Source organism: Pseudomonas sp. P4_C8, assembly GCF_056401975.1.
This window is the reverse complement of the sequence record NZ_JBFUIH010000047.1, coordinates 19,583-44,254: the sequence shown is the minus strand read 5'-3', so window position 1 is coordinate 44,254 and position 24,672 is coordinate 19,583. Positions and strand designations below refer to the sequence as shown.

Genomic DNA, 24,672 nt, shown 5'->3' with positions numbered 1-24,672 from the left:
CGATAACGCGAACGAGGTGATCCTCAGGGATCAACTCCTCCAGCGAAACCGGGAACAAACTGGTCTGGGTACGGGACTGTCCCTGGATGTAGGCCATAACGAAAAATGCTCCGTATCTTTCGATGCGGAGCATTTTCTTTGATCGCCAGGCAGATTGCTAGGTTTTCACACAGTCTGACAAGGCCGGGTTTGTTTTACCTGTCAGCCGACATCAATGCAGAATCTGGCTCAGGAACATCTTGGTCCGTTCATTCTGCGGGTTATCGAAGAAGTCGTTCGGCGCGGCCTGTTCGACGATTTCACCCTTGTCCATGAAGATCACGCGGTTGGCCACGGTACGGGCGAAGCCCATTTCGTGGGTTACGCAGAGCATGGTCATGCCGTCTTCAGCCAGGCCGATCATGGTGTCCAGCACCTCTTTCACCATCTCGGGGTCGAGTGCCGAAGTCGGTTCGTCGAATAGCATGATTTTCGGCTTCATGCACAACGCGCGGGCAATCGCCACACGCTGTTGCTGGCCACCGGACAGTTGCCCCGGGAATTTATGCGCCTGCTCCGGAATGCGTACGCGCTCCAGGTAATGCATGGCGATTTCCTCGGCCTGGCGCTTGGGCATTTTGCGTACCCACATTGGCGCCAGGGTGCAGTTCTGCAGGATGGACAGGTGCGGGAACAAGTTGAAGTGCTGGAACACCATGCCGACTTCACGGCGGACCGATTCGATCTGCTTGAGGTCGTTGGTCAGCTCCACGCCATCGACCACGATGCGGCCCTGCTGGTGCTCTTCCAGACGGTTGAGGCAACGAATGGTGGTGGATTTACCCGAACCCGACGGGCCGCACAGCACGATACGCTCGCCCTGTTTGACGTTCAGGTTGATGTCTTTCAATACGTGGAACTGGCCGTACCACTTGTTGACGCCCTGCATCTGAATAATGCCTTCAGGGCTCGCAGGCTTTTTGATTGCTTCGCTCATTACAGAACTCCTAACGCTTGTGGCCAGTGTCGAGCTTGCGTTCCAGATGCATGGAATAGCGCGACATACCAAAACAGAAAATCCAGAACACCAAGGCCGCGAACACATAGCCTTCAGTGGCCATGCCCAGCCATTTCGGGTCGGCGGCAGCTTGTTTGACGCTGTTGAGCAGGTCGAACAGGCCGATGATGATCACCAGGCTTGTGTCCTTGAACAGCGCAATAAAGGTGTTGACGATGCCAGGGATTACCAGCTTCAGGGCTTGCGGCAGAATCACCAGGCCCATGCTGCGCCAGTACCCCAGGCCCATCGCTGCAGCCGCTTCGTACTGACCTTTTGGAATCGCTTGCAGACCACCGCGCACCACTTCGGCCACGTAGGCCGACTGGAACAGGATCACGCCGATCAGAGCCCGCAGCAATTTGTCGAAGTTCATGCCTTCGGGCAGGAACAACGGCAACATCACCGAAGACATGAACAGCACCGTGATCAACGGCACACCGCGCCAGAATTCGATAAAGGTCACGCAGACCACTCGAATCGCCGGCATGTTCGAACGACGGCCCAACGCCAGGACAATACCCAGCGGCAGAGCGCCAGCGATACCGACAGTCGCAATCACCAGGGTCAGCATCAGGCCACCCCACTGGCTGGTCGCCACGGCGCTCAAGCCAAACACGCCGCCGTGCAGCAGGCACCAGGAAATGATCGGGTACAGCACCAGGAAGCTCAGGCCATACACCGCTTTATGGTGAAAGCGCGAGATGAACAGGGGTGCCACGCCGATGACTGCCAGCCACACGGTCAGGTCCACGCGCCAACGCAGATCCGGCGGGTAGTAGCCGTACATGAACTGGCCGAAACGCTGTTGGATGAACACCCAGCAGGCGCCCTCCTTGGTGCAGTCGGTCTGGCTGGTGCCAACCCAGTTGGCGTCGAGGATCGCCCAGTGCAGGATCGGCGGGACAACCAGGTAAATCAGGTAGAACGCAAACAGGGTCAGCAGGGTGTTGAGCCAGCTGGAGAACATGTTGGCGCGCATCCACGCCACGACACCGATGCTGCGGTTCGGTGGCGGCATGTCAGGTTTGAAAGTATGAGTGCTCATGCGCTTTTCCTTACCGCTCGATCAGCGCAATGCGCTTGTTGTACCAGTTCATCAGCAGGGAAATGCTGATACTGATCGCCAGGTACACGCTCATGGTGATCGCAATCACCTCGATTGCCTGCCCGGTCTGGTTCAGCACCGTACCGGCAAACAACGAAACCATTTCCGGATAACCGATACCGGCCGCCAGCGAGGAGTTCTTCGCCAGGTTCAGGTATTGGCTGGTCAGCGGTGGAATGATCACGCGCAGCGCTTGCGGGATGATTACCTTGCGCAGGGTCGGACCGTTGCGCAGGCCGAGCGAATGGGCCGCTTCGGTCTGGCCGTGGCTGACCGACTTGATGCCCGAGCGCACGATCTCGGCGATGAACGCCGCGGTGTACACCGTCAAGGCCAGGGTCAATGCCAGCAGTTCGGGAATCAGCACCCAGCCACCGACGAAGTTGAAGCCTTGCAGCTTCGGCATTTCCCAGTGCAGCGGCGCGCCGAAGATCAAGGCGCACAGCGCAGGGATCACCAGAAACAGCGCCAGACCAACCCAGAACTTGTGGAACGGCACGCCCGTCGCTTCGAAGCGTTTGGTCGCCCAGCGGCTCATCAGCACGATGGCGACAATGGCCACAACGATGCTGACCACAAACGGCCAGAAACCGTCCGCTACCAACGCTGCGGGCATGTTCAGGCCGCGGCTGCTGACAAAGAAGGTGTCGCCGAAGTTATGGCTGTTGCGCGGCCCCGGCATGGTCAGGAACACCGCGAAGTACCAGAACAGGATTTGCAGCAGCGGCGGAATATTGCGGAAGACTTCCACATAAACAGTTGCCAGCTTGGCGATGATCCAGTTCTTCGACAGCCGTGACACACCGACGATGAACCCGAGGATCGTCGCCAGGATCACGCCGATGAAGGTCACCAGCAGGGTGTTTAGCAGGCCGATGACAAACACCCGGGCATAGCTGTCCGATTCGGTGTAGTCGATCAGGGTTTGAGCGATGCCGAAACCGGCACTGCGCTCCAGAAAGTCGAAACCGGAGGTAATGCCCCGGTGTTGGAGGTTGGTCTGCGTGTTGTCGAACAGATACCAGCCCATCGAGACCACCGCAACAATGGTGATGATCTGAAATACCCACGCACGCACTTTGGGATCGCTGAGGCTGAGCCTCTGCTTTGGTGCGCCGATTGAATTTTGCATGAAGTGCCCCGGATGTAATGGAACAGAACATCACCCGGCGGTTGGCCCGCCGGGTGATAGAACCATCAGCGCACTGGTGGTGCGTATTGAATGCCGCCAGCGTTCCACAAGGCGTTCAGCCCGCGGTCGATTTCCAGCGGAGTGTTCTTGCCGAGGTTTTTCTCAAACACTTCGCCATAGTTGCCGACTTGCTTGACGATCTGGACGACCCAGTCCTTTTTCACTTTCAGGTCTTTGCCGTATTCGCCATCGGTACCCAGCAGACGGGCAACGTCAGGGTTCTTGGTGGACTTGGCTTCAGCTTCGACGTTCTTCGAAGTGATGCCTGCCTCTTCAGCGTTGAGCATGGCGTAGCCAACCCAGCGCGCGATAGCCAGCCACTCGTCGTCGCCATTACGCACGACCGGGCCCAGAGGCTCCTTGGAAATGGTTTCCGGCAGTACCACGTAATCCTTCGGCGAGGCCAGCTTGCTGCGCTGGGCGAACAGCTGGGACTTGTCGGAAGTCAGAACGTCGCATCGACCGGATTCCAGCGACTTGGCGCTTTCGTCGGAGGTGTCGAAGGTGATCGGGGTGTATTTCAGACCATTGCCGCGGAAGTAGTCGGAAACGTTCAGCTCGGTGGTGGTACCGGCCTGGATGCAGATGGTTGCACCGTCCAGTTCCTTGGCACTCTTCACGCCCAGCTTGTTGTTAACCAGGAAGCCGATGCCGTCGTAGTAAGTGATAAAGCCAGGAAACTTCAGGCCCATGCCTGAGTCACGAGAGCTGGTCATGGTGGTGTTGCGCGACAGAATGTCGATTTCGCCCGACTGCAGCGCGGTGAAACGCTCTTTGGCGTTCAACTGACTGAATTTGACTTTGGTCGCGTCGCCGAAAACGGCAGCCGCTACAGCACGGCAATAGTCAGCATCGATGCCAACGATCTTGCCAGTGGAGTCCGGAACCGAGAAGCCCGGCAGACCGTCACTCACACCACACTGTACGAAACCTTTTTTCTGCACTGCATCCAGGGTTGCACCCGCCTGAGCGAACCCGCTGATACCGAGTACTGCGGCTGCAGTCACGATAGCCAGGGTGGATTTCAACATCTTCATTCAAACCTCCAGTTTTGCTCTTGTTGTGTCGGAGCTGAATCCTGCCGCACCCTTTTGAGGCGTAATCGACCCTTATTGGTTTTTTTTAGGGTCAACCGGCGTAGGACCTGCGCTATGAGTCTAGTAGGAGAAAATCCACATCATGGATAACTCACTTCTCACCAATCGGCCGAACGGGCTGTAGCCCTTTCACGTTCGCGAAGCCCGTAACGGCCACTGGCGAACATCCATCACCGGATTCTTTGCTATCCCGCGGCCAGCAGTACACTGATAGTGTTACCGCAAGGCGCGAGATGGGTTGCACCGTTTCCCCTTAGCAAAGCCCGTACCAGACCGCTTGCTGAAGCAATTGCGCGACAGGTCAATAGCAAAACTTGTAGCCTTGCGACATCTTATTAACTGATCAACCAGACGCGTACTCGGGTCTCGCACCCAATGAGAGCGCGCGCACAACATTGGAGCAGCCATGACCGAGCCCCTTATTCTTCACCCCGTAAAGCCCGCAGATGCTTGCGTTATATGGCTTCACGGCTTGGGTGCCGATCGTTACGACTTCCTGCCAGTCGCCGAAGCCTTGCAGGAAAAACTGCTGAGCACCCGCTTCGTTCTCCCGCAGGCACCGACTTGCGCGGTCACCATTAATGGTGGCTACGAGATGCCGAGCTGGTACGACATATTGGCCATGAGCCCGGCGCGAGCGATCAACCGCGATCAGCTGGAAGCGTCCGCGCAGCGGGTCTTTGATTTGATCGAAGAGCAAAAGGCCAGCGGAATAGACGCCTCGCGGATATTTCTGGCAGGTTTTTCCCAGGGCGGTGCCGTGGTGTTGCACACCGCATTCCTGAAATGGCAGGGGCCACTGGGTGGCGTACTTGCCCTCTCCACTTATGCCCCGACGTTCAGCGATCAGCTTGAGCTTTCAGCCAGCCAGCAGCGTATTCCGGTGCTGTCCTTGCACGGTCAATACGATGACGTGGTGCAAAACTCCATGGGCCGCTCTGCCTATGAGCATTTGAAGCAGCGTGGTGTCACCGCGACATGGCAGGAATACCCAATGGGCCACGAAGTGTTACCCGAAGAGATTCGCGACATCGGCGCCTGGCTTGCCGAGCGTTTGCGTTAACTGTCAGGCGAATTGCAGCCCTTTGATCATCCCACTACGCCGCGCCCGATTCTTGCATTACACTGGCCGGCGTACATTCCTTAACCAATTGATGAGATGACCGTGCTCAAAGCACTCAAGAAAATGTTCGGTAAAAGCGAGACTGAGCAGCTCGCGCCAGTTCCCAGCGCTCCGTCTCATACCCCCAGCCACCGCACCGACGGTAATCAGCCTGGCCGGACCGCAACCGCAGCGGTACCGAAACACGAGCCGATGACCACACCGGTCAACCAACCTGCCCCGGTCGTTGACTCTGAACAACCGCGCAGCGAAGCGCCGAAACCGGCAAAACCGCGTCGCGAACCCAAACCCAAGGCACCTGTCATCCCCTGGAAACTCGAAGACTTCGTCGTCGAACCCCAGGAAGGCAAAACCCGCTTCCACGATTTCAAACTCGCCCCGGAACTGATGCACGCCATCCAGGACCTGGGCTTTCCGTATTGCACGCCGATCCAGGCGCAGGTGCTTGGCTTCACCCTGGCGGGCAAAGACGCCATCGGTCGCGCCCAGACCGGCACCGGCAAAACGGCCGCGTTCCTGATTTCGATCATCACCCAGCTGCTGCAAACCCCGCCGCCGAAAGAGCGTTACATGGGTGAACCGCGGGCGCTGATCATTGCACCCACCCGCGAACTGGTGGTGCAAATCGCCAAGGATGCGGCCGACCTGACCAAATACACCGGCCTCAACGTGATGACGTTTGTCGGTGGCATGGATTTCGACAAGCAACTCAAGCACCTCGAAGCCCGTCACTGCGACATCCTCGTGGCCACCCCGGGCCGTTTGCTCGACTTCAACCAGCGCGGCGACGTGCACTTGGACATGGTCGAAGTCATGGTGCTGGACGAAGCCGACCGGATGCTCGACATGGGTTTCATCCCACAAGTACGTCAGATCATTCGCCAGACGCCGCCGAAGAACGAGCGTCAGACGCTGCTGTTCTCCGCAACCTTCACCGAAGACGTGATGAACCTCGCCAAGCAATGGACCACCGAGCCATCGATCGTCGAGATCGAAGCGCAAAACGTGGCCAGCGAAAACGTCGAGCAACACATCTACGCCGTCGCCGGTGCGGACAAATACAAACTGCTCTACAACCTGGTCAACGACAACGGTTGGGAGCGGGTGATGGTGTTCGCCAACCGCAAGGATGAAGTACGCCGCATTGAAGAACGCCTGGTGCGTGACGGCGTGAACGCCGCGCAACTGTCCGGCGATGTGCCGCAGCACAAGCGCATCAAGACCCTGGAAGGCTTTCGCGAAGGCAAGATTCGCGTACTGGTCGCCACCGATGTCGCCGGTCGCGGCATTCACATCGACGGCATCAGCCACGTGATCAACTTCACCCTTCCGGAAGTCCCGGACGACTATGTACACCGCATCGGCCGTACCGGTCGGGCAGGCGCCGATGGCGTGTCCATCAGCTTCGCCGGTGAAGATGACTCTTACCAGCTACCGTCCATCGAGGCGTTGCTGGGTCGCAAGATCAGCTGTGAAACACCACCGACGCATCTACTGCGGGCGGTTGAGCGCAAACGCCCGTAACCGGGGATTTGCAGAAAGAGGCGCAGCCGGAAACGGACTGCGCTTTTTTTTCGACTGGTTTTTTTCAACAGGAGCTTGCCCAAGACAACTAAAAGTCCATAATGGACAAATTAGTTTAATTCAGCACCCGGAGCCGGCCATGTCCAGTACGCCTTACGTGATCACCCAATCTCAGGCCCGCGAGCTGTTGGCGAAAGTTGACGTGCCGCAGATCCTGCGCAAGCTGTTCCGCGACCTGGCCGCGGGCCAAGCCGTACAACCGGCGCAGCAACTGGTGGAATTCCCCCAGGGCGCTGGCGACTTCATCAATTACCTCGGCGTACTGGCGCAAGACGGTGTCTACGGGGTTAAAACTTCGCCGTACATCGTGCGTGAACAAGGTCCGCTGGTGACCGCGTGGACACTGCTGATGTCGATGCAGACCGGCCAGCCGTTGCTGCTTTGCGATGCCGGTGAATTGACCACCGCACGCACAGCCGCAACCACCGCCGTAGCAGTCGATGCACTGGCGCCGTTAGAGGCGCAGCGTCTGGCGATCATCGGCAGCGGCAAAGTCGCCCAGGCGCACCTCCACTACGTCAAGGACCTGCGTGATTGGCAAAGCATCACCCTGTATTCGCCGAGCCTGAGCGACAAGCATCCAGACGCATTGGATCAGCTCAAAAGCCTCGACCCACGACTGACCATCGTCGACAGTCATGAAGCGGCGATTGAGGACGCCGATGTGATCATGCTGTGCACCTCGTCCGCAGGCCCGGTGATCGACCCGTCAAGCTTGAACAAACCAGCGCTGATCACCTCCATCAGCACCAACGCCCCGCGCGCCCACGAAGTGCCGCCGCAGAGCCTCAATGACATGCAGGTGTTCTGCGACTATCGCCTGACAACGCCGGGCTCGGCGGGTGAGATGTTGATTGCTGGTGAGCAACATGGCTGGGACAGCAGTGCAATAGTCGGCGACCTGCCCGATCTGCTGAGCGGCAAGGTGCAGCGCCCCGATTACAACCGGCCGGTGTTCTTCCGTTCCATCGGCCTGGGCCTGGAAGACATCGCGCTGGCCAATGCCATCTACCACCTACAGCACTGACACCACAACTCACTGTGGGAGCGGGCTTGTCCGCGATGCAGGCGCCTCGCTCCGTCAGGCACGCTGCGGTGATGCAATCGCGGGCAAGCCCGGCTCCCACAGGGTTCCTCTATATCAATGGCATTTGCGCCCCATCAGGAGACGTTCATGAGCCAGGCAGATTTCATCATCATTGGCGGCGGGATTGCCGGGGCTTCCACCGGTTTCTGGCTGTCGCAGCAGGCCAAGGTGATTGTGCTCGAACGCGAATCGCATCCGGCCTATCACTCCACCGGACGCTCCGCCGCGCTCTACACCGCCGCCTACGGCACACCTCAGGTTCGCGCACTGACCCAGGCCAGCCGCGATTTTTTCGACGCACCGCCCGCCGGTTTCTGCGAACACCCGTTGCTGACGCCGCGCGGTGAGATGACCGTGGACTTCACTGGCGACCCCGCCGAACTGAACAATCAGTACCTCAGCGCCAAAGCGACGGTGCCCGAGATGCAACTGCTCAGTGCCGACGAAGCCTGTGCGCGCATGCCGATCCTGCGCCGGGAAAAAGTCCATGGCGCGATCTACGACCCGACCGCCAGCGACATCGACACCGATGCCCTGCACCAGGGCTACCTGCGCGGTATCCGTCGCAACAAAGGCGAAGTCATTACCGACACCGAAGTGCTCGGTCTGACCCGCGATGCCGAGGGTGTGTGGCAGGTAACCACCAACGGCCAGACCTTCAGCGCCCCCGTCATCATCAATGCGGCAGGCGCGTGGGCTGACAAAATCGGCGCACTGGCCGGCGCCAGGCCGCTGGGCCTGCAACCGAAACGGCGTGCGGCCTTTATCTTCGCCGGCCCTGAGGGCGTAGATATCCATAATTGGCCAATGCTGGTCAGCCTCGACGAATCTTTCTACATGAAACCCGACGCCGGCATGTTCCTCGGCTCACCCGCTAACGCCGACCCGGTTGAACCGCACGACGTACAGCCAGAAGAACTGGACATCGCCATGGGTATTTACCAGATCGAAGAGGCCACCACCCTGACCATTCGCCGACCGACCCGAACCTGGGCCGGGTTGCGCAGCTTTGTCAGCGACGGTGATTTACTGTCCGGATTCGATCCAAATGTGCCCGGCTTCTTCTGGGTCGCGGCACAAGGCGGCTACGGCATCCAGACTTCGCCGGCCATGGGCCAAGCCAGTGCTGCGCTGGTAAGCGGTGAAAGCCTGCCCGAGCAGCTCACGCGTTTCGGGCTGGACGCCAGCATGCTCTCCCCCGCTCGCCTCGGCTGATCGCCTGTTCAGGTGACGTGTTGACACGATTACGGCAAACTTCCAGCGCCCCTTTTGCAGGGCGCTGACGCTGCCTGGAGCTCCACTGTATGAACGCACCTGAAAAAGACCCGGCGCTGGACAATTACCGAGCGATTGCCGATGCCATCGCCACGCTGTTTTTCCCCCATGCCGAGGTGGTGCTGCACGACCTGCGCACGCAAAAGATCGACTACATCGCCAACAATCTGTCCAAACGCGAAATCGGCGATGACGCGGCGCTGGAGGACATGCTCAGCGACGATGTCAGCGAAACCAACATTGGGCCGTACGAAAAGCTCAATTGGGATGGTCAGAAGATTCGCAGCTTGAGCACGGTATTGCGCGACGGCGAAGGTCATCCGCTCGCGGTCCTGTGTGTCAACCTGAACATCTCGCTGTTCGAAAATGCAAAAGCGGCGCTCGACCTGTTCCTGTCGCCCAGCAAACTGATTCCGCAACCGGACTCACTGTTTCGTGATGACTGGCAGGAGCGGATCAATACCTTCCTGCACGCCTGGCTGCGCGAACGTCAACTGAGCCTGAACCTGCTGACACGCGACCACAAACGCGAACTGGTTTTGGCGCTGCACGCCGAAGGGGCTTTCAAGGGCAAGAGCGCATCGAACTATGTGGCCAATGTGCTGAACATGGGGCGGGCGACGGTCTACAAGCATTTGAAGGAATTGAAGGGCTGAGCCCAACGAGGTGTGTTGGCTGAAAGGGCCCCTTCGCGGGCAAGCCCGCTCCTACATTGGTCCTGCATACACAGGTCCATTGTAGGAGCGAGCCTGCTCGCGATAGCTATCGATCAGTCACCATAGATATCGGACTTGAAGTACTTGTCCGAAATCTTCTGGTATTCGCCATTGGCGCGAATGCCATCAATGGCCGCGTTCAGTTCGCTCACCAATTCAGCATTGCCCTTACGCACCGCAATCCCGGCGCCCTCACCCACGTATTTCGGGTCTTTCAACTCCGGCCCGACAAACGCATAGCCCTTGCCACGCGGCATCGACAGGAAGTCATTCAACGGAATAGTGTCGGCAAAAATGGCATCAAGGCGACCGGCTGCCAGGTCCATGTAGATTTCTTCGTTGTTGCTGTAGCGCTTGACGTTGATGCCCTTGGGTTCGAAAACCTCGGTGGCGTAACGGTCGGTGGTGGTTGCGCGCTGCACGCCAACGGTTTTGCCTTTGAGGCTGGCGTACTGGTCATCGACCACCGCGCCGTCCTTCATCACCAGCCGCGACGAGGTGAAGTAGTACTTGTGGGAGAAATCGACCGACTTCTTGCGGTCTTCGTTGATGGTCATGGAGGACAGGGCCATGTCGATTTTCTTCACTTTCAGGGAAGGAATCAGACCGTCGAATTCGCCTTCGACCCACACGCACTCGACCTTCATCTGCGCGCAAAGGGCATTGCCGATGTCGTAGTCGAAACCGACAATCTTGCCCTCGTCGGTTTTGGAAGCAAACGGCGGGTAAGCGGCTTCAATACCGATGCGCAGGGCTTTCTCGGCGGCAAACACGCTGCTGCACGCCAACAGACTCAGGGCCAGACCGGTGATGAGGGGGAATTTCTTCATGTTCGTTCTCTCGCGGGTTGTTGTTGGTTTGGCAAGACAGAAGAAAGAGCTGGAACGGGGAACGTCTTTTTGTACTTTGAATTCCATACTGGACTTTTATGTATTAGCCGTCAATCGGACAAGCGGGATCATGTCTGGCCGATGGTCGGGTGGTGAATCAGGAGGTTATTGGGTGAAGCGAATGGCCCTATCGCGAGCAGGCTCGCTCCCACAGGGGATCTTTGTCGTACACAAATTTGGGGTTCATGAAGATCTACTGTGGGAGCGAGCCTGCTCGCGAAGGCGGCAGAGCAGACAACAAAGAAACAACAAGTTGTTTACTGCTTCCAGCGATCCGCCGCCGCATGATCACTGTCACGCCCTTCCACCCAGCGCGGGCCGTCAGGGGTGTTTTCCTTCTTCCAGAACGGCGCACGGGTTTTCAGGTAATCCATGACAAACGCACAGGCATCGAAGGCTGCCTGGCGGTGGGCGCTGGCGGCACCGACGAAGACGATCGGTTCTCCCGGTTCCAGAGCGCCGATGCGGTGCAGCACTTCCAGCTTCAACAGCGGCCAGCGCTGCTCAGCCTCCAGGGCAATCTTGCCCAGGGCCTTCTCGGTCATGCCCGGGTAGTGCTCAAGAAACATCCCGGCCACATCAAGTCCGTCATTGAAGTCGCGCACATAGCCGACAAAACTCACCACCGCGCCCACGCCCACATTGGCGGCGTGCATGGCGTTGACTTCGGCACCAGGATCGAACGCCGTGGACTGCACGCGAATCGCCATGGATCAGCCCCCGGTCACGGTCGGAAAGAACGCCACTTCATCGCCATCGCTGACCGGTTCGTCGAGCTGGCAAAGGTCTTCATTGCGGGCGCACATCAGGTTCTGCTCGCTCAGCACATCGGCACCGTCGCGCTGAGCCAGCAGCGCGCGCACGTCATCGACCGTGGCGAAATCACCTTCAACCTTGACCGAGTCCACGCCAAGCGCTTCGCGATATCGAGCAAAAAACTTCACGGTGACGTTCATGGTTGATCCGCCTGGAAATGCCCGCTCTTGCCACCGACCTTCTCCAGCAGCCGCACGCTTTCGATAGTCATGCCACGATCCACGGCCTTGCACATGTCGTAGATAGTCAATGCCGCCACGCTGGCGGCGGTCAACGCTTCCATTTCGACGCCGGTCTGCCCGGACAACTTGCAACGCGCGACGATGCGCACAGTGTCGTCACCTTCGGCACTGAGTTCGACTTTGACGCCGGTCAGCATCAGCGGATGGCACAGAGGAATCAGATCGCTGGTTTTTTTAGCCGCCTGAATGCCGGCAATACGCGCCACGGCAAACACATCACCCTTGGGGTGACCGCCACTGACGATCATCTGCAGGGTGTCGGGCAGCATGCGGACAAGCGCTTGGGCCGTCGCCTCACGGAACGTCACGGCTTTTTCGGTGACGTCGACCATGTTGGCGCGACCTTGGGAATCGAGATGAGTCAGCACAGGGTTACTCCTGATCAGGAGCGTCGATTGTAAACCTGCGGGTCAGATTTCCGCACCCTTGATTATCCATTCACCGCAAAGCCCCCTGTAGGAGTGAGCCTGCTCGCGATTACGGTCTGGTATTCAACATTGATATCGACTGACACACCGCGATCGCGAGCAGGCTCACTCCTACATTTGGATTTGTGTGGGCCATAAAAAACCGGGCGGCTGTTGGGCCGCCCGGTTCTGGTGAAGCAGTTACAAATGCGACTCTGCGTATTCGGCCAGAATCGAACGAGGCACCCCTTGCAGGGTGATGTGCACACCGTTGGGGAAGTCTTTGAAGCGTTCGGTCAGGTACGTCAGCCCGGAGCTGGTCGCGGACAGGTAGGGGGTGTCGATCTGCGCCAGGTTGCCCAGGCACACCACTTTGGAACCGGCGCCGGCACGGGTGATGATGGTTTTCATCTGGTGCGGCGTCAGGTTCTGGCATTCATCGATCAAAATCAGACTCTGCTGGAAGCTGCGACCTCGGATGTAGTTGAGGGATTTGAACTGCAACGGCACTTTGCTGAGGATGTAGTCGACGCTGCCATGGGTGTTTTCGTCATCCATGTGCAAGGCTTCGAGGTTGTCGGTGATGGCGCCCAGCCAAGGCTCCATTTTTTCTGCTTCGGTACCGGGCAGGAAGCCGATCTCCTGGTCCAGGCCCTGCACGCTGCGGGTGGCGATGATCCGGCGATAGCGTTTGCTGACCATGGTCTGCTCGATCGCCGCGGCCAGTGCCAGGATGGTTTTACCCGAGCCGGCGGCACCGGTCAGGTTGACCAGGTGAATGTCCGGGTCCAGCAAGGCAAACAGTGCCAGGCTCTGATAAATGTCACGCGGCTTCAGGCCCCAGGCTTCCTGATGCAGCAGCGGTTCCTGATGCAGGTCGAGGATCAGCAAACGGTCTTCGGCAATCTCCTTGATCCAGCCGACAAACCCCTGTTCGTCAATGATGAACTCATTGACGTGCACCGCCGGCAGGTTGTCGATCAACTGCACCTGGTGCCAGGTGCGGCCATGGTCCTGACGGGTTTCTACCTTGCTCACACGGTCCCAGAAGGAGCCGGTCATGTTGTGGTAACCGTTAGGCAGCAACGAAACGTCGTCAACCAGTTGGTCGGTGCTGTAGTCCTCGGCCGCGATCCCACACGCACGGGCCTTGAGGCGCATGTTGATGTCTTTGGTGACCAGCACGACGGGCAACTTGGGTTCGCGCGCGTGCAAATCGATCAACTGGTTGATGATGATGTTGTCGTTCAGGTGTTCGGGAAGAATGATGTTCGGTTCGGTGCGTTTGCTCATCAGAATCGACAGCAAACCCTTTGGCCCACTCTTGCCACGCTGGATCGGTACACCCAGCTCTACATCTTCAGGACTGGCATCGCCCAGCGTCTTGTCAATCAGGCGAATGGCCTGACGGCATTCCGCAGCCACGCTGTGATGCCCGCTCTTGAGCTTGTCCAGCTCCTCAAGCACGGTCATCGGGATAGCAACGTGGTGTTCTTCGAAGTTAAGCAGGGCGTTTGGATCGTGAATCAATACGTTGGTATCGAGTACATAAAGGATTGGCTGGTTGGAAGAAGAACTACGTCCGTGATCATCCATACTCGGTCACCTTTGTGGGAGCCAGTCGACGCAATACCATGACAGTGCTGCGCCTCGAAGTGGCCACCGAATTCACCTGCGAGGATTCAAGTGAACTGCATACAAGCTGGGTCTTGGGAGACGCCACCTGTGTTGCAGGTTTCGGCGGTCTGTCTTCGTAATACTCCAAAACGTGTGACAGAAAAAAGTACTTTGACGCTTTTTTGAAGTTTATTTTTCAGAGTGACCAATAACACTTGGCGGACTGTCATCACCCCGTTAAAGTCGGAAGTCCACCTGCATCGAAATCTCTCCCAAAAACGCCCCAAACCCAATGATTACGGGGTTTGTGCGTTTCAGCGAAAACCGTCCTGACAGTCTTCCCAACCGATCCCGCTTTGCGCCGTTTGCGTGATGAGCCAGGGCATCGCCGTTTTCACCGCGTCCTGCTTTACATTGAAATTGATCACGCCGTGGCGCCACAGCAGCATCAGCGTCAACACGCGTTGCGCGCTCGGGTTGCCCTTGAGCTTGCCCGCCCCGTCCTGCGCATCGATATCCCATAACGCTACCCGCAAGCCCTGAGCGTTGAAGAAGCCTTCGGCATCGGAGCGGCGCTGGCCATCGGGCGGACGAAACAGCGGCACGTAATTTTCCGGTAACTTGCTTTTGACCAGTTCAACGCTGCGTCGTACCGAGTCCTGCCAGTCCTGCCAGTGGCTGTGGGAGCGGAACTCCCAGCCCTGGACGCCGATGCATTGCTGCGAGTACATCGCTTGCAGGCTGGCCACCGAGCCTTCAGCCAGACGCGTCTGAATGTCCTTGCCGAGGACGAAAAACGTGCCGCTGATGTTCGACTTGCGCAGGTACTCGGCGACCCAACCGGTGTTGTCTGGTGCGACGTTGGCGGCGCTGTCGAAGGTCAGCAAAAACAACCGGTCATGCATACCGTCGCCGTTGCGCTCATAGTCGCCAAAACGATCGACTTCGCTGCTGGTCTGCGGAAACAGGGCAGCCTTGCGCAGTTGCTCGTCCAGGTACTGGGCGTGGAACAACCGGCTCGGCTCGGCCCACTTGATGTAGTAGCTCTCTTCGCTGACCTGGAACTTGGCCGCTTGCCCGCGCAAGGTGTCCATGTCCTCGACCAGGAAACAGAAGGACGCATCCTGATCGCAGCTTTGCTGGGCGAAGTTGTAGTTGGTCAGCAAGCGCTGCCACAAGCGCTGGCGCAGTTGGCTGACCGCTTCCAGATTGATTTTGCGTAACCCAAGATGCTGGGCCAGGGCGGGTTCATCCAGCGATTCGCTGGCCAGCAGCACGCGGGCAAACATGAGAATTTCGGCCCGCGACGCCACGTCGAACAGGGTCGGGCTACTGAGCTTCTCTGGCCAGGTGCTGCGATCCAGCGTCGCCACATCGCCGGGCGCCGCCATGGCGCCAAAGCTCAACAGCCAGGCCGAGAATAGAAAAACGATACGCAATGGGATGTCTCCATAACAAAACCCGCGCGGCACTATATATCGAGACGTTCAAAAGATCGCAGCCTCGCGTTGCTCGGCAGCTGCTACACAATCCAATCCCAACTCGGTCCTGTAGGAGCTGTCGAGCAACGCGAGGCTGCGATCTGCCCCATGACACCACCCATCACCTATGACACCCATAGCTGGAGTCAACACAGACAACCCCCTAGAATCGCGCCCACGATTAAAGGAGACGACTTCATGCTGATGGTGATTTCCCCCGCCAAGACCCTCGATTACGAAACACCGCCGGCGACCCAGCGCTTTACCCAGCCGCAGTACCTCGATCACTCCCAAGAGTTGATCATGCAGCTGCGCGACCTGACACCGGCGCAAATCAGCGAGTTGATGCACGTTTCCGACAAGATCGGCGGGCTCAACGCCGCACGTTTCGGCAGCTGGACTCCTGCATTCACACCGGAAAACGCCAAGCAAGCGCTGCTGGCCTTTAAAGGCGACGTGTACACCGGCCTTAATGCACAAACCTTCAGCGAAGCCGATTTCGATTACGCCCAACAGCATCTGCGCATGTTGTCCGGCCTGTATGGCCTGCTGCGCCCTCTGGACCTGATGCAACCGTATCGGCTGGAGATGGGCACCAAACTGGCGAATGCCCGTGGCAAGGATCTGTATGCCTTCTGGGGCACGCGAATCAGCGAATGGCTGAACGAAGCGCTGGCCGATCAAGGCGATGACGTGCTGCTGAACCTGGCGTCCAACGAGTATTTCTCGGCGGTCAAACGCAACGCCTTGAACGCGCGCATCATCAATACCGACTTCAAGGACCTGAAGAACGGCCAGTACAAAATCATCAGTTTCTACGCGAAAAAAGCCCGCGGCATGATGAGCCGCTTCGTCATCGAACAGCGCATCAACAACCCTGCTGACCTCAAGCAATTTGACGTTCAGGGTTACCGCTACAGCGCCGAGCAGTCCAAACCGGACAATCTGGTTTTCCTGCGCGATCACGCGCCCGAATAAATGCACGTATAGGGTGCACGACATCGACAACCTCGTCGTGCACCCACCGCAGATCGTCCAACAATCTTCCCCCTGTACAGCCGATTTATTGGCGCCAAAAAAACATCACTCGCTTTTTCTAACTTTAGTTTCACTCGACTTCGATCTTTTTTTTCAGTAGTGGCACTGAAAATATTTATCGGTAGTGGCATAAAACTATCGAGCTCGGTAATCACCCTATGTATCAAGGGTGAAACCGCTAGTGCCATCAATATGAAAGCAGTGCCATCTTTCTCAATATTTCAAGAAATTTCAGGTTTCGCGATGGGCGGACTGGAACTATGTCCAAATGCGTAGCTCATACCACCGGTAACGATTATCAACGTGCTTGTACGAGATAACTTACGCAGACAAGAGATTCACGTAGCGAAGTTGTCACATTAACTTCCGATCATGAGTCGCTTATTTGGGCAACACACAAAGGACAGGATATATGCACCATTAATATCCCCTTTCGAGGCCAAGGCAGCGCCCCTGTAAACGTGCTCACCTGAGCACCCAACCGCTTGATTTACAGGCATATTGCCTGGCATTGAGCGTGCAAGATCCTTGCACCAGCGTCCTCAGGCCAGAGGATTTGATGCATAACAGGGCACGTCACAACAATAAGGCCTAGTTGCGCACATCTTGAGTGCACTTATTTAGACACTCGAAACTTAATATGCCTGCACACGGCATTGTGGCGCCTGTAAGCCACACTTTCGAGTGCCCTATGACCGCTGAACACCCTTAACTCCGGCCATCTAATGGCTTGTGAATACAGTCTTGATAACAGTGAGGTAATTGCGATGCGCATCAGCATATTTGGTTTGGGTTATGTCGGCGCTGTTTGTGCCGGTTGCCTGTCTGCACGGGGCCATGACGTCGTTGGCGTCGATGTTGCCAAAGACAAAATCGATATGATCAACGCCGGTAAATCACCGATTGTTGAACCGGGTCTGGGCGAGCTTCTGCGCAAGGGTATCGATACCGGCAAACTGCGCGGCACGACCAACTTCGCCGAGGCGATTCGTGACACCGACCTGTCGATGATCTGCGTTGGTACGCCGAGCAAGAAGAACGGCGACCTGGAACTGAACTACATCGAAGCCGTGTGCCGCGAAATCGGTTTTGTCCTGCGTGACAAGACCACCCGCCACACCATCGTGGTTCGCAGCACCGTGCTGCCGGGCACCGTGGCCAACGTGGTGATCCCGATCCTCGAAGACTGCTCCGGCAAGAAAGCCGGCGTTGATTTCGGTGTGGCGGTGAACCCTGAGTTCCTGCGTGAAAGCACCGCGATCGCCGACTACGATCTGCCGCCAATGACCGTCATCGGCGAGTTCGACAAAGCGTCGGGCGACGTTCTGCAATCGCTGTACGAAGAGCTCGACGCACCGATCATCCGCAAGGACATCGCCGTCGCCGAGATGATCAAGTACACCTGCAACGTGTGGCACGCCACCAAGGTCACCTTCGCCAACGAGATCGGCAACATCGCCAAGGCTGTCGGCGTCGATGGTCGTGAAGTGATGGAAGTGGTCTGCCAGGACAAAACCCTGAACCTGTCCCAGTACTACATGCGTCCAGGCTTCGCGTTCGGCGGCTCTTGCCTGCCAAAAGACGTGCGTGCCCTGACCTACCGCGCCGGTTCCCTGGACGTGGAAGCACCGCTGCTGAACTCGCTGATGCGCAGTAACGAATCCCAGGTGCAGAACGCCTTCGACATCGTTTCCAGCCACGACAAACGCAAAGTGGCCCTGTTGGGTCTGAGCTTCAAGGCCGGTACTGACGACCTGCGCGAAAGCCCGCTGGTTGATCTGGCGGAAATGCTGATCGGCAAGGGTTACGACCTGAGCATCTACGACAGCAACGTCGAATACGCCCGTGTCCACGGCGCGAACAAGGATTACATCGAGTCGAAAATCCCCCACGTCTCGTCCTTGCTCAATTCCGACTTCGACGACGTGATCAACAGCTCCGACGTGATCATCCTCGGCAACCGTGACGAAAAATTCCGCGCCCTGGCGCAGAACGCTCCGCACGGCAAGCAAGTGGTCGATCTGGTGGGCTTCATGACCAAAGCCACCAGCGTCAGCGGCCGCACCGAAGGCATCTGCTGGTAATACGGAATCCCGTCTCCGACACCGCGCTTTTGCGGATGAAACACCTGTAGGAGCACGGCTTGCCGGCGATGACGCATTTGAGATCGCCATCGCCGGAAAGCCGTGCTCCTACAGGGGCGCGGGGCTTGTAACTGACTTTAGGATTCCGATTATGCACAGGCTAAAGCACGGCCTCCTTCAGGCCGCCGGTTGGCTGTTTTACCTAAGTTTATTGATGGGCATCGCCATGGCGTTGCCTGCGTCCACGTTCGACTCCGAGTCGAAGGACTTCATCTTCCTGATTGGTTTCATCGGGATCTGGCGTTACTCGATGGGTGCCACGCACTTTCTGCGCGGCATGCTGTTTCTGTACGTGGTCTACCCGCACCTGCGGCGCAAAGTGCGCAAGCTGGGGAAAGCGGCAGACCCGTCCCATGTGTTTTTGATGGTTACCAGTTTCCGTATCGACGCGTTGACCACCGCGCAGGTTTACGCCTCGGTGATCCGCGAAGCCATCGACTGCGGCCTGCCGACCACCATGGTCTGCTCCATCGTGGAAATGTCCGATGAGAAGCTGGTGAAGAGCCTCTGGTCGCGAATGAATCCGCCAGACCGGGTCAAACTCGACTTCGTGCGCATTCCCGGCACCGGCAAGCGCGACGGCCTGGCCTACGGTTTCCGCGCCATCTCCCGCCACTTGCCGGACGACCGTGCCGTGGTGGCCGTGATCGATGGCGACACCGTGCTCGGCGAAGGCGTGGTGCGCAAGACCGTGCCGTGGTTCCAGTTGTTCGGCAATGTCGGCGGCCTGACCACCAACGAGTTCTGCGAAGTACGCGGTGGCTACATCATGAGCGAATGGCACAAGCTGCGTTTCGCCCAGCGTCACATCAACATGTGCTCGATGGCCCTGTCCAAGCGCGTGCTGACCATGACCGGGCGCATGTCGGTGTTCCGTGCCACTGTGGTCACCAACCCGGAATTCATTGCCGACGTGGAAAGCGACTCGCTGCAACACTGGCGCCTGGGTCGTTTCAAGTTCCTTACCGGCGACGACAAGTCGAGCTGGTTCAGCCTGATGCGTCTGGGCTACGACACCTTCTACGTGCCCGACGCCGCGATCAACACCGTCGAGCATCCGCCGGAAAAGAGCTTCATCAAGGCCAGTCGCAAGCTGATGTTCCGCTGGTACGGCAACAACCTGCGGCAGAACTCCCGCGCCCTGGGTCTGGGGATAAAGCGCCTCGGCCTGTTCACTTCGGTGGTGCTGTTCGATCAGCGCGTCTCGATGTGGACATCGTTGCTGGGCCTGACGGTCGCGCTGATTGCCAGCTTCAAATACGGCACCGCGTTCATCCTGGTTTACCTGCTGTGGATCGGCATTACCCGCCTGATCCTGGCCGTGCTGCTGTCCCTCTCCGGTCACCGGATCGGCCCGGCTTACCCGGCGATTCTCTATTACAACCAGATCGTCGGCGCGCTGGTGAAGATCTACGTGTTCTTCCGCCTCGATCAACAGTCCTGGACTCGCCAGCCCACTTCTCTGACCCGTGATCTCGCCAGCTTTCAACGTTGGTTCAACACCTGGTCGTCTCGGACCATGACCTTCTCCGCCGGCAGCATTTTTGTCGCCGTGCTGCTGATGATGGTCTGACCGCCCCCTTATTGAATTAACCAGGAAATCGCCCCTATGAATACCGCCGTCAACGCCAACGTAGTGCATGAATCCGAAGCCCAGCGCCAACACGCCCGAGTGAAAATCCCGGCCAAGCTGCGTTTCTTCGGCCCCGACCGGACACCGGTCGAAGCGCGAGTGATCGACCTGTCCGCCGGTGGCCTGGCCTTCAATGCCGAGCATCTGCCACTGAAGATCGGCGACAAGTACAAGGCCCGTCTGCAATTCGTCATCGACAACCTCGGCCTGGCCATGGACGTGGAGTTGCAGGTGCGCTCCTACGACCGCGAGACCGGTCGTACCGGTTGCCAGTTCCAGAACCTGGAACCGCGAGACATCTCGACCCTGCGTCACCTGATCACCTCTCACCTGGCCGGCGACATCGTCAGCATGGGTGAAGTGCTGGCGACCCTGCAGCGCGACAACTTCACCAAGGCGCGCAAGGTCAAGGATGGCGGCCACGGCATGACCGCATTCGGTCGTCTGCGTGCAGTGACCTTCAGCCTGGGGATTTTCATCGTCGGTGTGGCGGCATTCGGCTTCATTTTCAAATCGGTGTACGGCATGTACTTCGTCAGCCACGCCCAGGCCGGTCTGGTCAGCGTGCCGGGTATGAACATCACCATGCCACGCGACGGCACCGTGCAGAGCCTGATCAAGGCCGATGGCGTTGCAGCCAAAGGCGCCCCGCTCGCCACTTTCAGCACCAGCATGCTTGATGTTCTCAAAGGGCATCTGGACGAAAACCAACTGCAACCGGCCAAAGTTGAAGAACTGTTCGGCAAGCAAATGACCGGCACCCTGACCTCGCCGTGTGATTGCACCGTGGCGCAACAACTGGTTGCCAACGGTCAATACGCCAACAAGGGCGACGTGATCTTCCAGCTGGTGCCGCGTAACAGCGAAGCCAATGTTGAAGCGCGCTTCTCCTATCGCCAGTTCCGCGATGTGCGTCCAGGTACTCCGGTCAGCTTCCAGATCGCCGGCGAAGACAAGAGCCGCACCGGCAAGATCGTCAGCAGCACCAGCCTGAAAAGCGCTGACCTGTCGTCCGACATCCGCGTGCTGATTCAGCCTGATGAAGCCCTGGACAGCAGCCTCGCCGGTCGCCCGGTAGAAGTGAACAGCGATCGTGGCCCAAACCTGAACTGGCTGATCGAAAAAGCCATGGCTGCTGGTCTTTAAGTCGAGGACATGCCTGTGACTATCACAAAAATCTCGAACACACCTCAGTCCCTGTGGGAGCGAGCCTGTGTGGGAGCGAGCCTGCTCGCGAAAGCATCGGCTCGATCTACCTGTGATACCGAGTCGTCTGCATCGCGAGCAAGCTCGGCTCCCACAAAAGCTCACTCCCACAGGGGATATGCAGTGTGTGCACTGGCTTTGGCAGTCAGCCTCAGCGGTTGCGCCGGCCTGCCCGATCAGCGTCTGGCCAATGAAGCCCTCAAGCGCGGTGACACGGCGCTGGCTCAGCAGAACTACAAGCAACTGGCCGACCTCGGCTACAGCGAAGCGCAAGTGGGCCTGGCGGATATCCAGGTCGACAGCCGTGACCCGGCGCAGATCAAACAAGCCGAGGCGACTTACCGCGCCGCGGCTGACGTCTCGCCGCGTGCTCAGGCTCGCCTGGGTCGTCTGTTGGTGGCCAAGCCCGGTTCCACCGAAGCCGAGCAGCACGAAGCCGAAGGCCTGCTGAAAAAAGCCTCGGCCAATGGCGAAGGCAACACCCTGATTCCGCTGGCCATGCTGTACCTGCAATACCCGCACAGTTTCCCCAACGTCGATGCACAGAAGCAAATCAGCCAATGGCGCGCCGAAGGCAAACCGGAAGCCGGTCTGGCCCAAGTGCTGCTCTATCGCACCCAGGGCACTTACGACCAGCATCTGGACGAAGTCGCCAGCATCTGCAAAGCCGCGCTGAACACCACCGACATCTGCTACGTCGAACTGGCCACGGTTTATCAGAAACAGGCCAAGCCCGAGCAACAGGCCGAGCTGATCAAGCAGATGCAAGCCGCCCATGCTCGCGGCACCGTCTCTGCACAGCGGGTGGACAGCGTCGCCCGTGTGCTTACGGATCCGAGCCTGGGTAAGACCGACGAGAAAACCGCGCAGTCCCTGCTCGAACCCATCGCTCCGAGTTACCCGGCGTCGTGGGTCACCCTCGCACAATTGATCTACGACTTCCCTGAACTGGGTGATGTCGACCAGATGATGAAGTACCTGGACAACGGCCGCGCCGCTGACCAGCCACGCGCCGAACTGCTGCTGGGCAAGCTCTACTACGAAGGCAAAATGGTCCCGGCCGACGCCAAGGTCGCCGAAGAACATTTCAAGAAAGCCGTCGGCCGCGAAGTCGCCGCCGATTACTACCTCGGCCAGATCTACCGCCGTGGTTACCTGGGCAAAGTCTATTCGCAGAAAGCTCTGGATCACCTGCTGACCGCTGCGCGCAACGGCCAGAACAGCGCTGACTTCGCCATCGCCCAACTGTTTTCCCAAGGCAAGGGCACCAAGCCCGACCCGCTTAACGCTTATGTCTTCAGCCAATTGGCCAAGGCACAGAACACCCCGCAAGCCACCGAGCTTGCGCAAACACTCGAAGCACAACTGCCGCCTGCCCAGCTCGCCGAGGCCCAACGCCTGTTGAAACAAGAACAGGCCGTTCGTGGTGCCTTGAGCCAGAACACGCTGGAACTGCATGCCCTGCAAGAAGAAGACGGCGAGGAATCCCTATGAAGTTGAATCCATTCGTTCAGGCCGGTATTGGCCTGACATTCGCCTTGTTGTGGTCGTGTCCGACCCTGGCGGCATTGACCGAAACCAAGAACTACGGCCTTGACGTGAAAATCACCGGTCAGTCCGAAGGTGACACTGACCTGGGCACGCAAAGTGGCGGCACCGTCAATGGCGTCGGCCTCGACCTGCGTCCATGGATCTACGGCGAGAGCGGCGCATGGAGCGCCTATGCCATGGGGCAAGCGGTAACCTCCACCGACATCATCGAAACCGACACCCTGCAACAGGGCAACGGTACCGAGTCCACCGATGTCGGCGGTCGCAAAGCGGAGAAAAACTACCTGTCGATGCGCGAGTTCTGGGTCGGCTATAGCGGCTTCACGCCCTACCCCGGCGAGAACCTCAAGCTCGGTCGCCAGCGCCTGCACAATGATGACGGCCAGTGGCGCGACACCAACATCGAAGCGCTGAACTGGACCTTCGACACCACCCTGCTGCGCGCCAACGCCGGTGTTGCCGAACGCTTCAGCGAGTACCGTACCGACCTGACAGAGCTGGCGCCGGACGACAAGGATCGCCAGCACGCTTTCGCCGATGCGGCGTATCAGTGGACACCGGGTCACTGGGTCGGCATCCGCGGTCATCACGTCCACGATAACGGCAAGCTCGATTTCCCGACACCGGGTGAGCCCAGCGACTCTCTGGACAAGAAACAGAACGGTAACATCAGCTGGCTCGGCCTCAACGCCGATAGCGACGCCTATAACTGGCGCAATACCAACACAGTCAATTACTGGGCCAGCGTCACCGGCATGAGCGGCGAGCGCGACACGGTCAACCCGTTGAACGCCGATGGCACCGCACCGGCACAACCCAAGAGCAGCGGTGACGTCGATGGCTGGGCCACCGACCTGGGTGTGCGCCTGCGCCTGGATCCGCAATGGCAAGTCGGTGCGGCTTATGCCCGCGCCAGCGGCGATTACGAACAGAACGGCCTCGAAAGCAACCGCTCCAACTACACCGGCACGCGCTCGCGGGTTCACCGTTTCGGCGAGGCCTTCCGTGGCGAGTTGAGCAACCTGCAGAGCGGCACATTGTTCGGTTCGTGGATGCTCAACGACGAGTACGACGCCACCCTGATTTACCACAAATTCTGGCGTGTCGACGGCAACAAGCCGATCGGCAGCAACGGCATCAACGCCGTCGAGAACAACATCGACGACGCCACCGGCGCAATTCTCTCCACCAGTTCCCTGCCGCTGAACGATGGCGAAAAAGACCTCGGTCAGGAAATGGACCTGGTCGTCACCAAGTACTTCAAGCAAGGCCTGTTGCCGGCATCGTTGAGTCAGTCGATCGATGAGCCTTCGGCGCTGGTGCGTTTCCGTGGTGGCGTGTTCAAGCCGGGTGATGCCTACGGCAACAATGTCGATTCGTACATGCACCGCGCGTTCATCGACGTGATCTGGCGCTTCTGATGCGAACC

The 24,672-nt window shown here is 58.5% G+C and carries 21 protein-coding genes; 11 read left to right on the top strand and 10 right to left on the bottom strand.

Going from position 1 to position 24,672, the window contains the following annotated elements; all coding sequences use genetic code 11:
- Nucleotides 1-211: 211 nt before the first annotated feature.
- From AC1DWM_RS24500 to AC1DWM_RS24485, 4 genes are all read right to left on the bottom strand, one after another.
- Nucleotides 212-976 (bottom strand): amino acid ABC transporter ATP-binding protein, encoded by a 765-nt coding sequence (locus AC1DWM_RS24500; protein ID WP_223521449.1) that lies wholly within the window; start codon nucleotides 974-976, stop codon nucleotides 212-214.
- Nucleotides 977-986: 10 nt separating this feature from the next.
- The gene (locus tag AC1DWM_RS24495; RefSeq protein WP_223521451.1) at nucleotides 987-2,084 is read right to left on the bottom strand and encodes an amino acid ABC transporter permease; all 1,098 of its coding nucleotides are present in this window, start codon (nucleotides 2,082-2,084) and stop codon (nucleotides 987-989) included.
- Between the two features lie 10 nt (nucleotides 2,085-2,094).
- Nucleotides 2,095-3,276 (bottom strand): amino acid ABC transporter permease, encoded by a 1,182-nt coding sequence (locus AC1DWM_RS24490; protein WP_223521453.1) that lies wholly within the window; start codon nucleotides 3,274-3,276, stop codon nucleotides 2,095-2,097.
- Nucleotides 3,277-3,341: 65 nt separating this feature from the next.
- Nucleotides 3,342-4,373 (bottom strand): amino acid ABC transporter substrate-binding protein, encoded by a 1,032-nt coding sequence (locus AC1DWM_RS24485; RefSeq protein ID WP_223521455.1) that lies wholly within the window; start codon nucleotides 4,371-4,373, stop codon nucleotides 3,342-3,344.
- Nucleotides 4,374-4,839: 466 nt separating this feature from the next.
- Between AC1DWM_RS24485 and AC1DWM_RS24480 the strand changes: the two genes are divergently transcribed.
- The 5 genes from AC1DWM_RS24480 to AC1DWM_RS24460 all read left to right on the top strand — a co-directional run bounded on the left by AC1DWM_RS24480 (nucleotide 4,840) and on the right by AC1DWM_RS24460 (nucleotide 10,158).
- Entirely contained in the window at nucleotides 4,840-5,496 is a 657-nt protein-coding gene (locus AC1DWM_RS24480; protein ID WP_477796347.1) for an alpha/beta hydrolase, read from the top strand.
- Nucleotides 5,497-5,592: 96 nt separating this feature from the next.
- Complete coding sequence (gene rhlB, locus AC1DWM_RS24475; protein ID WP_477796346.1) at nucleotides 5,593-7,080, top strand: ATP-dependent RNA helicase RhlB; 1,488 nt, start codon at nucleotides 5,593-5,595, stop codon at nucleotides 7,078-7,080.
- A 139-nt stretch (nucleotides 7,081-7,219) separates the two neighbouring features.
- Complete coding sequence (locus AC1DWM_RS24470; protein ID WP_477796345.1) at nucleotides 7,220-8,167, top strand: ornithine cyclodeaminase family protein; 948 nt, start codon at nucleotides 7,220-7,222, stop codon at nucleotides 8,165-8,167.
- 147 nt (nucleotides 8,168-8,314) lie between these two features.
- On the top strand, nucleotides 8,315-9,442 hold the full coding sequence (locus AC1DWM_RS24465) for an NAD(P)/FAD-dependent oxidoreductase (RefSeq protein ID WP_223521463.1): 1,128 nt from the start codon (nucleotides 8,315-8,317) through the stop codon (nucleotides 9,440-9,442).
- A gap of 89 nt (nucleotides 9,443-9,531) precedes the next feature.
- The gene (locus AC1DWM_RS24460; protein WP_123433588.1) at nucleotides 9,532-10,158 is read left to right on the top strand and encodes a helix-turn-helix transcriptional regulator; all 627 of its coding nucleotides are present in this window, start codon (nucleotides 9,532-9,534) and stop codon (nucleotides 10,156-10,158) included.
- Nucleotides 10,159-10,271: 113 nt separating this feature from the next.
- Here the strand turns inward: AC1DWM_RS24460 and AC1DWM_RS24455 are convergent, their stop codons facing one another.
- The 6 genes from AC1DWM_RS24455 to AC1DWM_RS24430 all read right to left on the bottom strand — a co-directional run bounded on the left by AC1DWM_RS24455 (nucleotide 10,272) and on the right by AC1DWM_RS24430 (nucleotide 15,629).
- On the bottom strand, nucleotides 10,272-11,048 hold the full coding sequence (locus AC1DWM_RS24455) for an ABC transporter substrate-binding protein (protein WP_477796344.1): 777 nt from the start codon (nucleotides 11,046-11,048) through the stop codon (nucleotides 10,272-10,274).
- 317 nt (nucleotides 11,049-11,365) lie between these two features.
- Complete coding sequence (gene moaE / locus AC1DWM_RS24450; RefSeq protein WP_223521813.1) at nucleotides 11,366-11,818, bottom strand: molybdopterin synthase catalytic subunit MoaE; 453 nt, start codon at nucleotides 11,816-11,818, stop codon at nucleotides 11,366-11,368.
- A 3-nt stretch (nucleotides 11,819-11,821) separates the two neighbouring features.
- The gene (gene moaD, locus AC1DWM_RS24445) at nucleotides 11,822-12,064 is read right to left on the bottom strand and encodes a molybdopterin converting factor subunit 1 (RefSeq protein WP_149628750.1); all 243 of its coding nucleotides are present in this window, start codon (nucleotides 12,062-12,064) and stop codon (nucleotides 11,822-11,824) included.
- Nucleotides 12,061-12,534, bottom strand: coding sequence for a cyclic pyranopterin monophosphate synthase MoaC (gene moaC / locus AC1DWM_RS24440; protein ID WP_162437327.1), 474 nt, complete (start codon nucleotides 12,532-12,534; stop codon nucleotides 12,061-12,063). The genes moaD and moaC overlap by 4 nt, the downstream gene beginning before the upstream one ends.
- Before the next feature lie 240 nt (nucleotides 12,535-12,774).
- Nucleotides 12,775-14,169 (bottom strand): PhoH family protein, encoded by a 1,395-nt coding sequence (locus AC1DWM_RS24435; protein WP_223516691.1) that lies wholly within the window; start codon nucleotides 14,167-14,169, stop codon nucleotides 12,775-12,777.
- A 335-nt stretch (nucleotides 14,170-14,504) separates the two neighbouring features.
- Nucleotides 14,505-15,629: a polysaccharide deacetylase family protein gene (locus tag AC1DWM_RS24430; RefSeq protein WP_477796343.1), complete on the bottom strand. Its 1,125-nt coding sequence runs from the start codon at nucleotides 15,627-15,629 to the stop codon at nucleotides 14,505-14,507.
- A 240-nt stretch (nucleotides 15,630-15,869) separates the two neighbouring features.
- On the opposite strand from AC1DWM_RS24430, the gene yaaA reads away from it, so the two are divergent.
- The 6 genes from yaaA to AC1DWM_RS24400 all read left to right on the top strand — a co-directional run bounded on the left by yaaA (nucleotide 15,870) and on the right by AC1DWM_RS24400 (nucleotide 24,664).
- Nucleotides 15,870-16,649, top strand: coding sequence for a peroxide stress protein YaaA (gene yaaA, locus AC1DWM_RS24425; RefSeq protein ID WP_477796342.1), 780 nt, complete (start codon nucleotides 15,870-15,872; stop codon nucleotides 16,647-16,649).
- Between the two features lie 827 nt (nucleotides 16,650-17,476).
- Nucleotides 17,477-18,793 (top strand): nucleotide sugar dehydrogenase, encoded by a 1,317-nt coding sequence (locus tag AC1DWM_RS24420; RefSeq protein WP_477796341.1) that lies wholly within the window; start codon nucleotides 17,477-17,479, stop codon nucleotides 18,791-18,793.
- A gap of 151 nt (nucleotides 18,794-18,944) precedes the next feature.
- Nucleotides 18,945-20,426, top strand: a complete 1,482-nt coding sequence (gene alg8, locus AC1DWM_RS24415; protein ID WP_263288261.1) for a mannuronan synthase — start codon at nucleotides 18,945-18,947, stop codon at nucleotides 20,424-20,426.
- A 36-nt stretch (nucleotides 20,427-20,462) separates the two neighbouring features.
- Nucleotides 20,463-21,632: an alginate biosynthesis protein Alg44 gene (locus AC1DWM_RS24410; RefSeq protein WP_223516685.1), complete on the top strand. Its 1,170-nt coding sequence runs from the start codon at nucleotides 20,463-20,465 to the stop codon at nucleotides 21,630-21,632.
- A 9-nt stretch (nucleotides 21,633-21,641) separates the two neighbouring features.
- Nucleotides 21,642-23,186 (top strand): alginate biosynthesis TPR repeat lipoprotein AlgK, encoded by a 1,545-nt coding sequence (gene algK, locus AC1DWM_RS24405; protein ID WP_263288260.1) that lies wholly within the window; start codon nucleotides 21,642-21,644, stop codon nucleotides 23,184-23,186.
- Nucleotides 23,183-24,664, top strand: coding sequence for an alginate export family protein (locus AC1DWM_RS24400; protein ID WP_477796340.1), 1,482 nt, complete (start codon nucleotides 23,183-23,185; stop codon nucleotides 24,662-24,664). The genes algK and AC1DWM_RS24400 overlap by 4 nt, the downstream gene beginning before the upstream one ends.
- The last annotated feature ends 8 nt before the right edge of the window (nucleotides 24,665-24,672 follow it).

Excerpts from the sequence above, each read along its gene's own strand:
- alg8 (WP_263288261.1), top strand. The coding sequence starts at position 18,945 with ATGCACAGGCTAAAGCACGGCCTCCTTCAGGCCGCCGGTTGGCTGTTT.
- AC1DWM_RS24490 (WP_223521453.1), bottom strand. The coding sequence starts at position 3,276 with ATGCAAAATTCAATCGGCGCACCAAAGCAGAGGCTCAGCCTCAGCGAT.
- AC1DWM_RS24480 (WP_477796347.1), top strand. The coding sequence starts at position 4,840 with ATGACCGAGCCCCTTATTCTTCACCCCGTAAAGCCCGCAGATGCTTGC.
- AC1DWM_RS24455 (WP_477796344.1), bottom strand. The coding sequence starts at position 11,048 with ATGAAGAAATTCCCCCTCATCACCGGTCTGGCCCTGAGTCTGTTGGCG.
- AC1DWM_RS24500 (WP_223521449.1), bottom strand. The coding sequence starts at position 976 with ATGAGCGAAGCAATCAAAAAGCCTGCGAGCCCTGAAGGCATTATTCAG.
- AC1DWM_RS24460 (WP_123433588.1), top strand. The coding sequence starts at position 9,532 with ATGAACGCACCTGAAAAAGACCCGGCGCTGGACAATTACCGAGCGATT.
- AC1DWM_RS24470 (WP_477796345.1), top strand. The coding sequence starts at position 7,220 with ATGTCCAGTACGCCTTACGTGATCACCCAATCTCAGGCCCGCGAGCTG.
- rhlB (WP_477796346.1), top strand. The coding sequence starts at position 5,593 with ATGACCGTGCTCAAAGCACTCAAGAAAATGTTCGGTAAAAGCGAGACT.
- moaE (WP_223521813.1), bottom strand. The coding sequence starts at position 11,818 with ATGGCGATTCGCGTGCAGTCCACGGCGTTCGATCCTGGTGCCGAAGTC.
- AC1DWM_RS24410 (WP_223516685.1), top strand. The coding sequence starts at position 20,463 with ATGAATACCGCCGTCAACGCCAACGTAGTGCATGAATCCGAAGCCCAG.
- AC1DWM_RS24400 (WP_477796340.1), top strand. The coding sequence starts at position 23,183 with ATGAAGTTGAATCCATTCGTTCAGGCCGGTATTGGCCTGACATTCGCC.
- yaaA (WP_477796342.1), top strand. The coding sequence starts at position 15,870 with ATGCTGATGGTGATTTCCCCCGCCAAGACCCTCGATTACGAAACACCG.
- AC1DWM_RS24435 (WP_223516691.1), bottom strand. The coding sequence starts at position 14,169 with ATGGATGATCACGGACGTAGTTCTTCTTCCAACCAGCCAATCCTTTAT.
- algK (WP_263288260.1), top strand. The coding sequence starts at position 21,642 with ATGCCTGTGACTATCACAAAAATCTCGAACACACCTCAGTCCCTGTGG.
- AC1DWM_RS24495 (WP_223521451.1), bottom strand. The coding sequence starts at position 2,084 with ATGAGCACTCATACTTTCAAACCTGACATGCCGCCACCGAACCGCAGC.
- moaD (WP_149628750.1), bottom strand. The coding sequence starts at position 12,064 with ATGAACGTCACCGTGAAGTTTTTTGCTCGATATCGCGAAGCGCTTGGC.
- AC1DWM_RS24420 (WP_477796341.1), top strand. The coding sequence starts at position 17,477 with ATGCGCATCAGCATATTTGGTTTGGGTTATGTCGGCGCTGTTTGTGCC.
- AC1DWM_RS24485 (WP_223521455.1), bottom strand. The coding sequence starts at position 4,373 with ATGAAGATGTTGAAATCCACCCTGGCTATCGTGACTGCAGCCGCAGTA.
- AC1DWM_RS24465 (WP_223521463.1), top strand. The coding sequence starts at position 8,315 with ATGAGCCAGGCAGATTTCATCATCATTGGCGGCGGGATTGCCGGGGCT.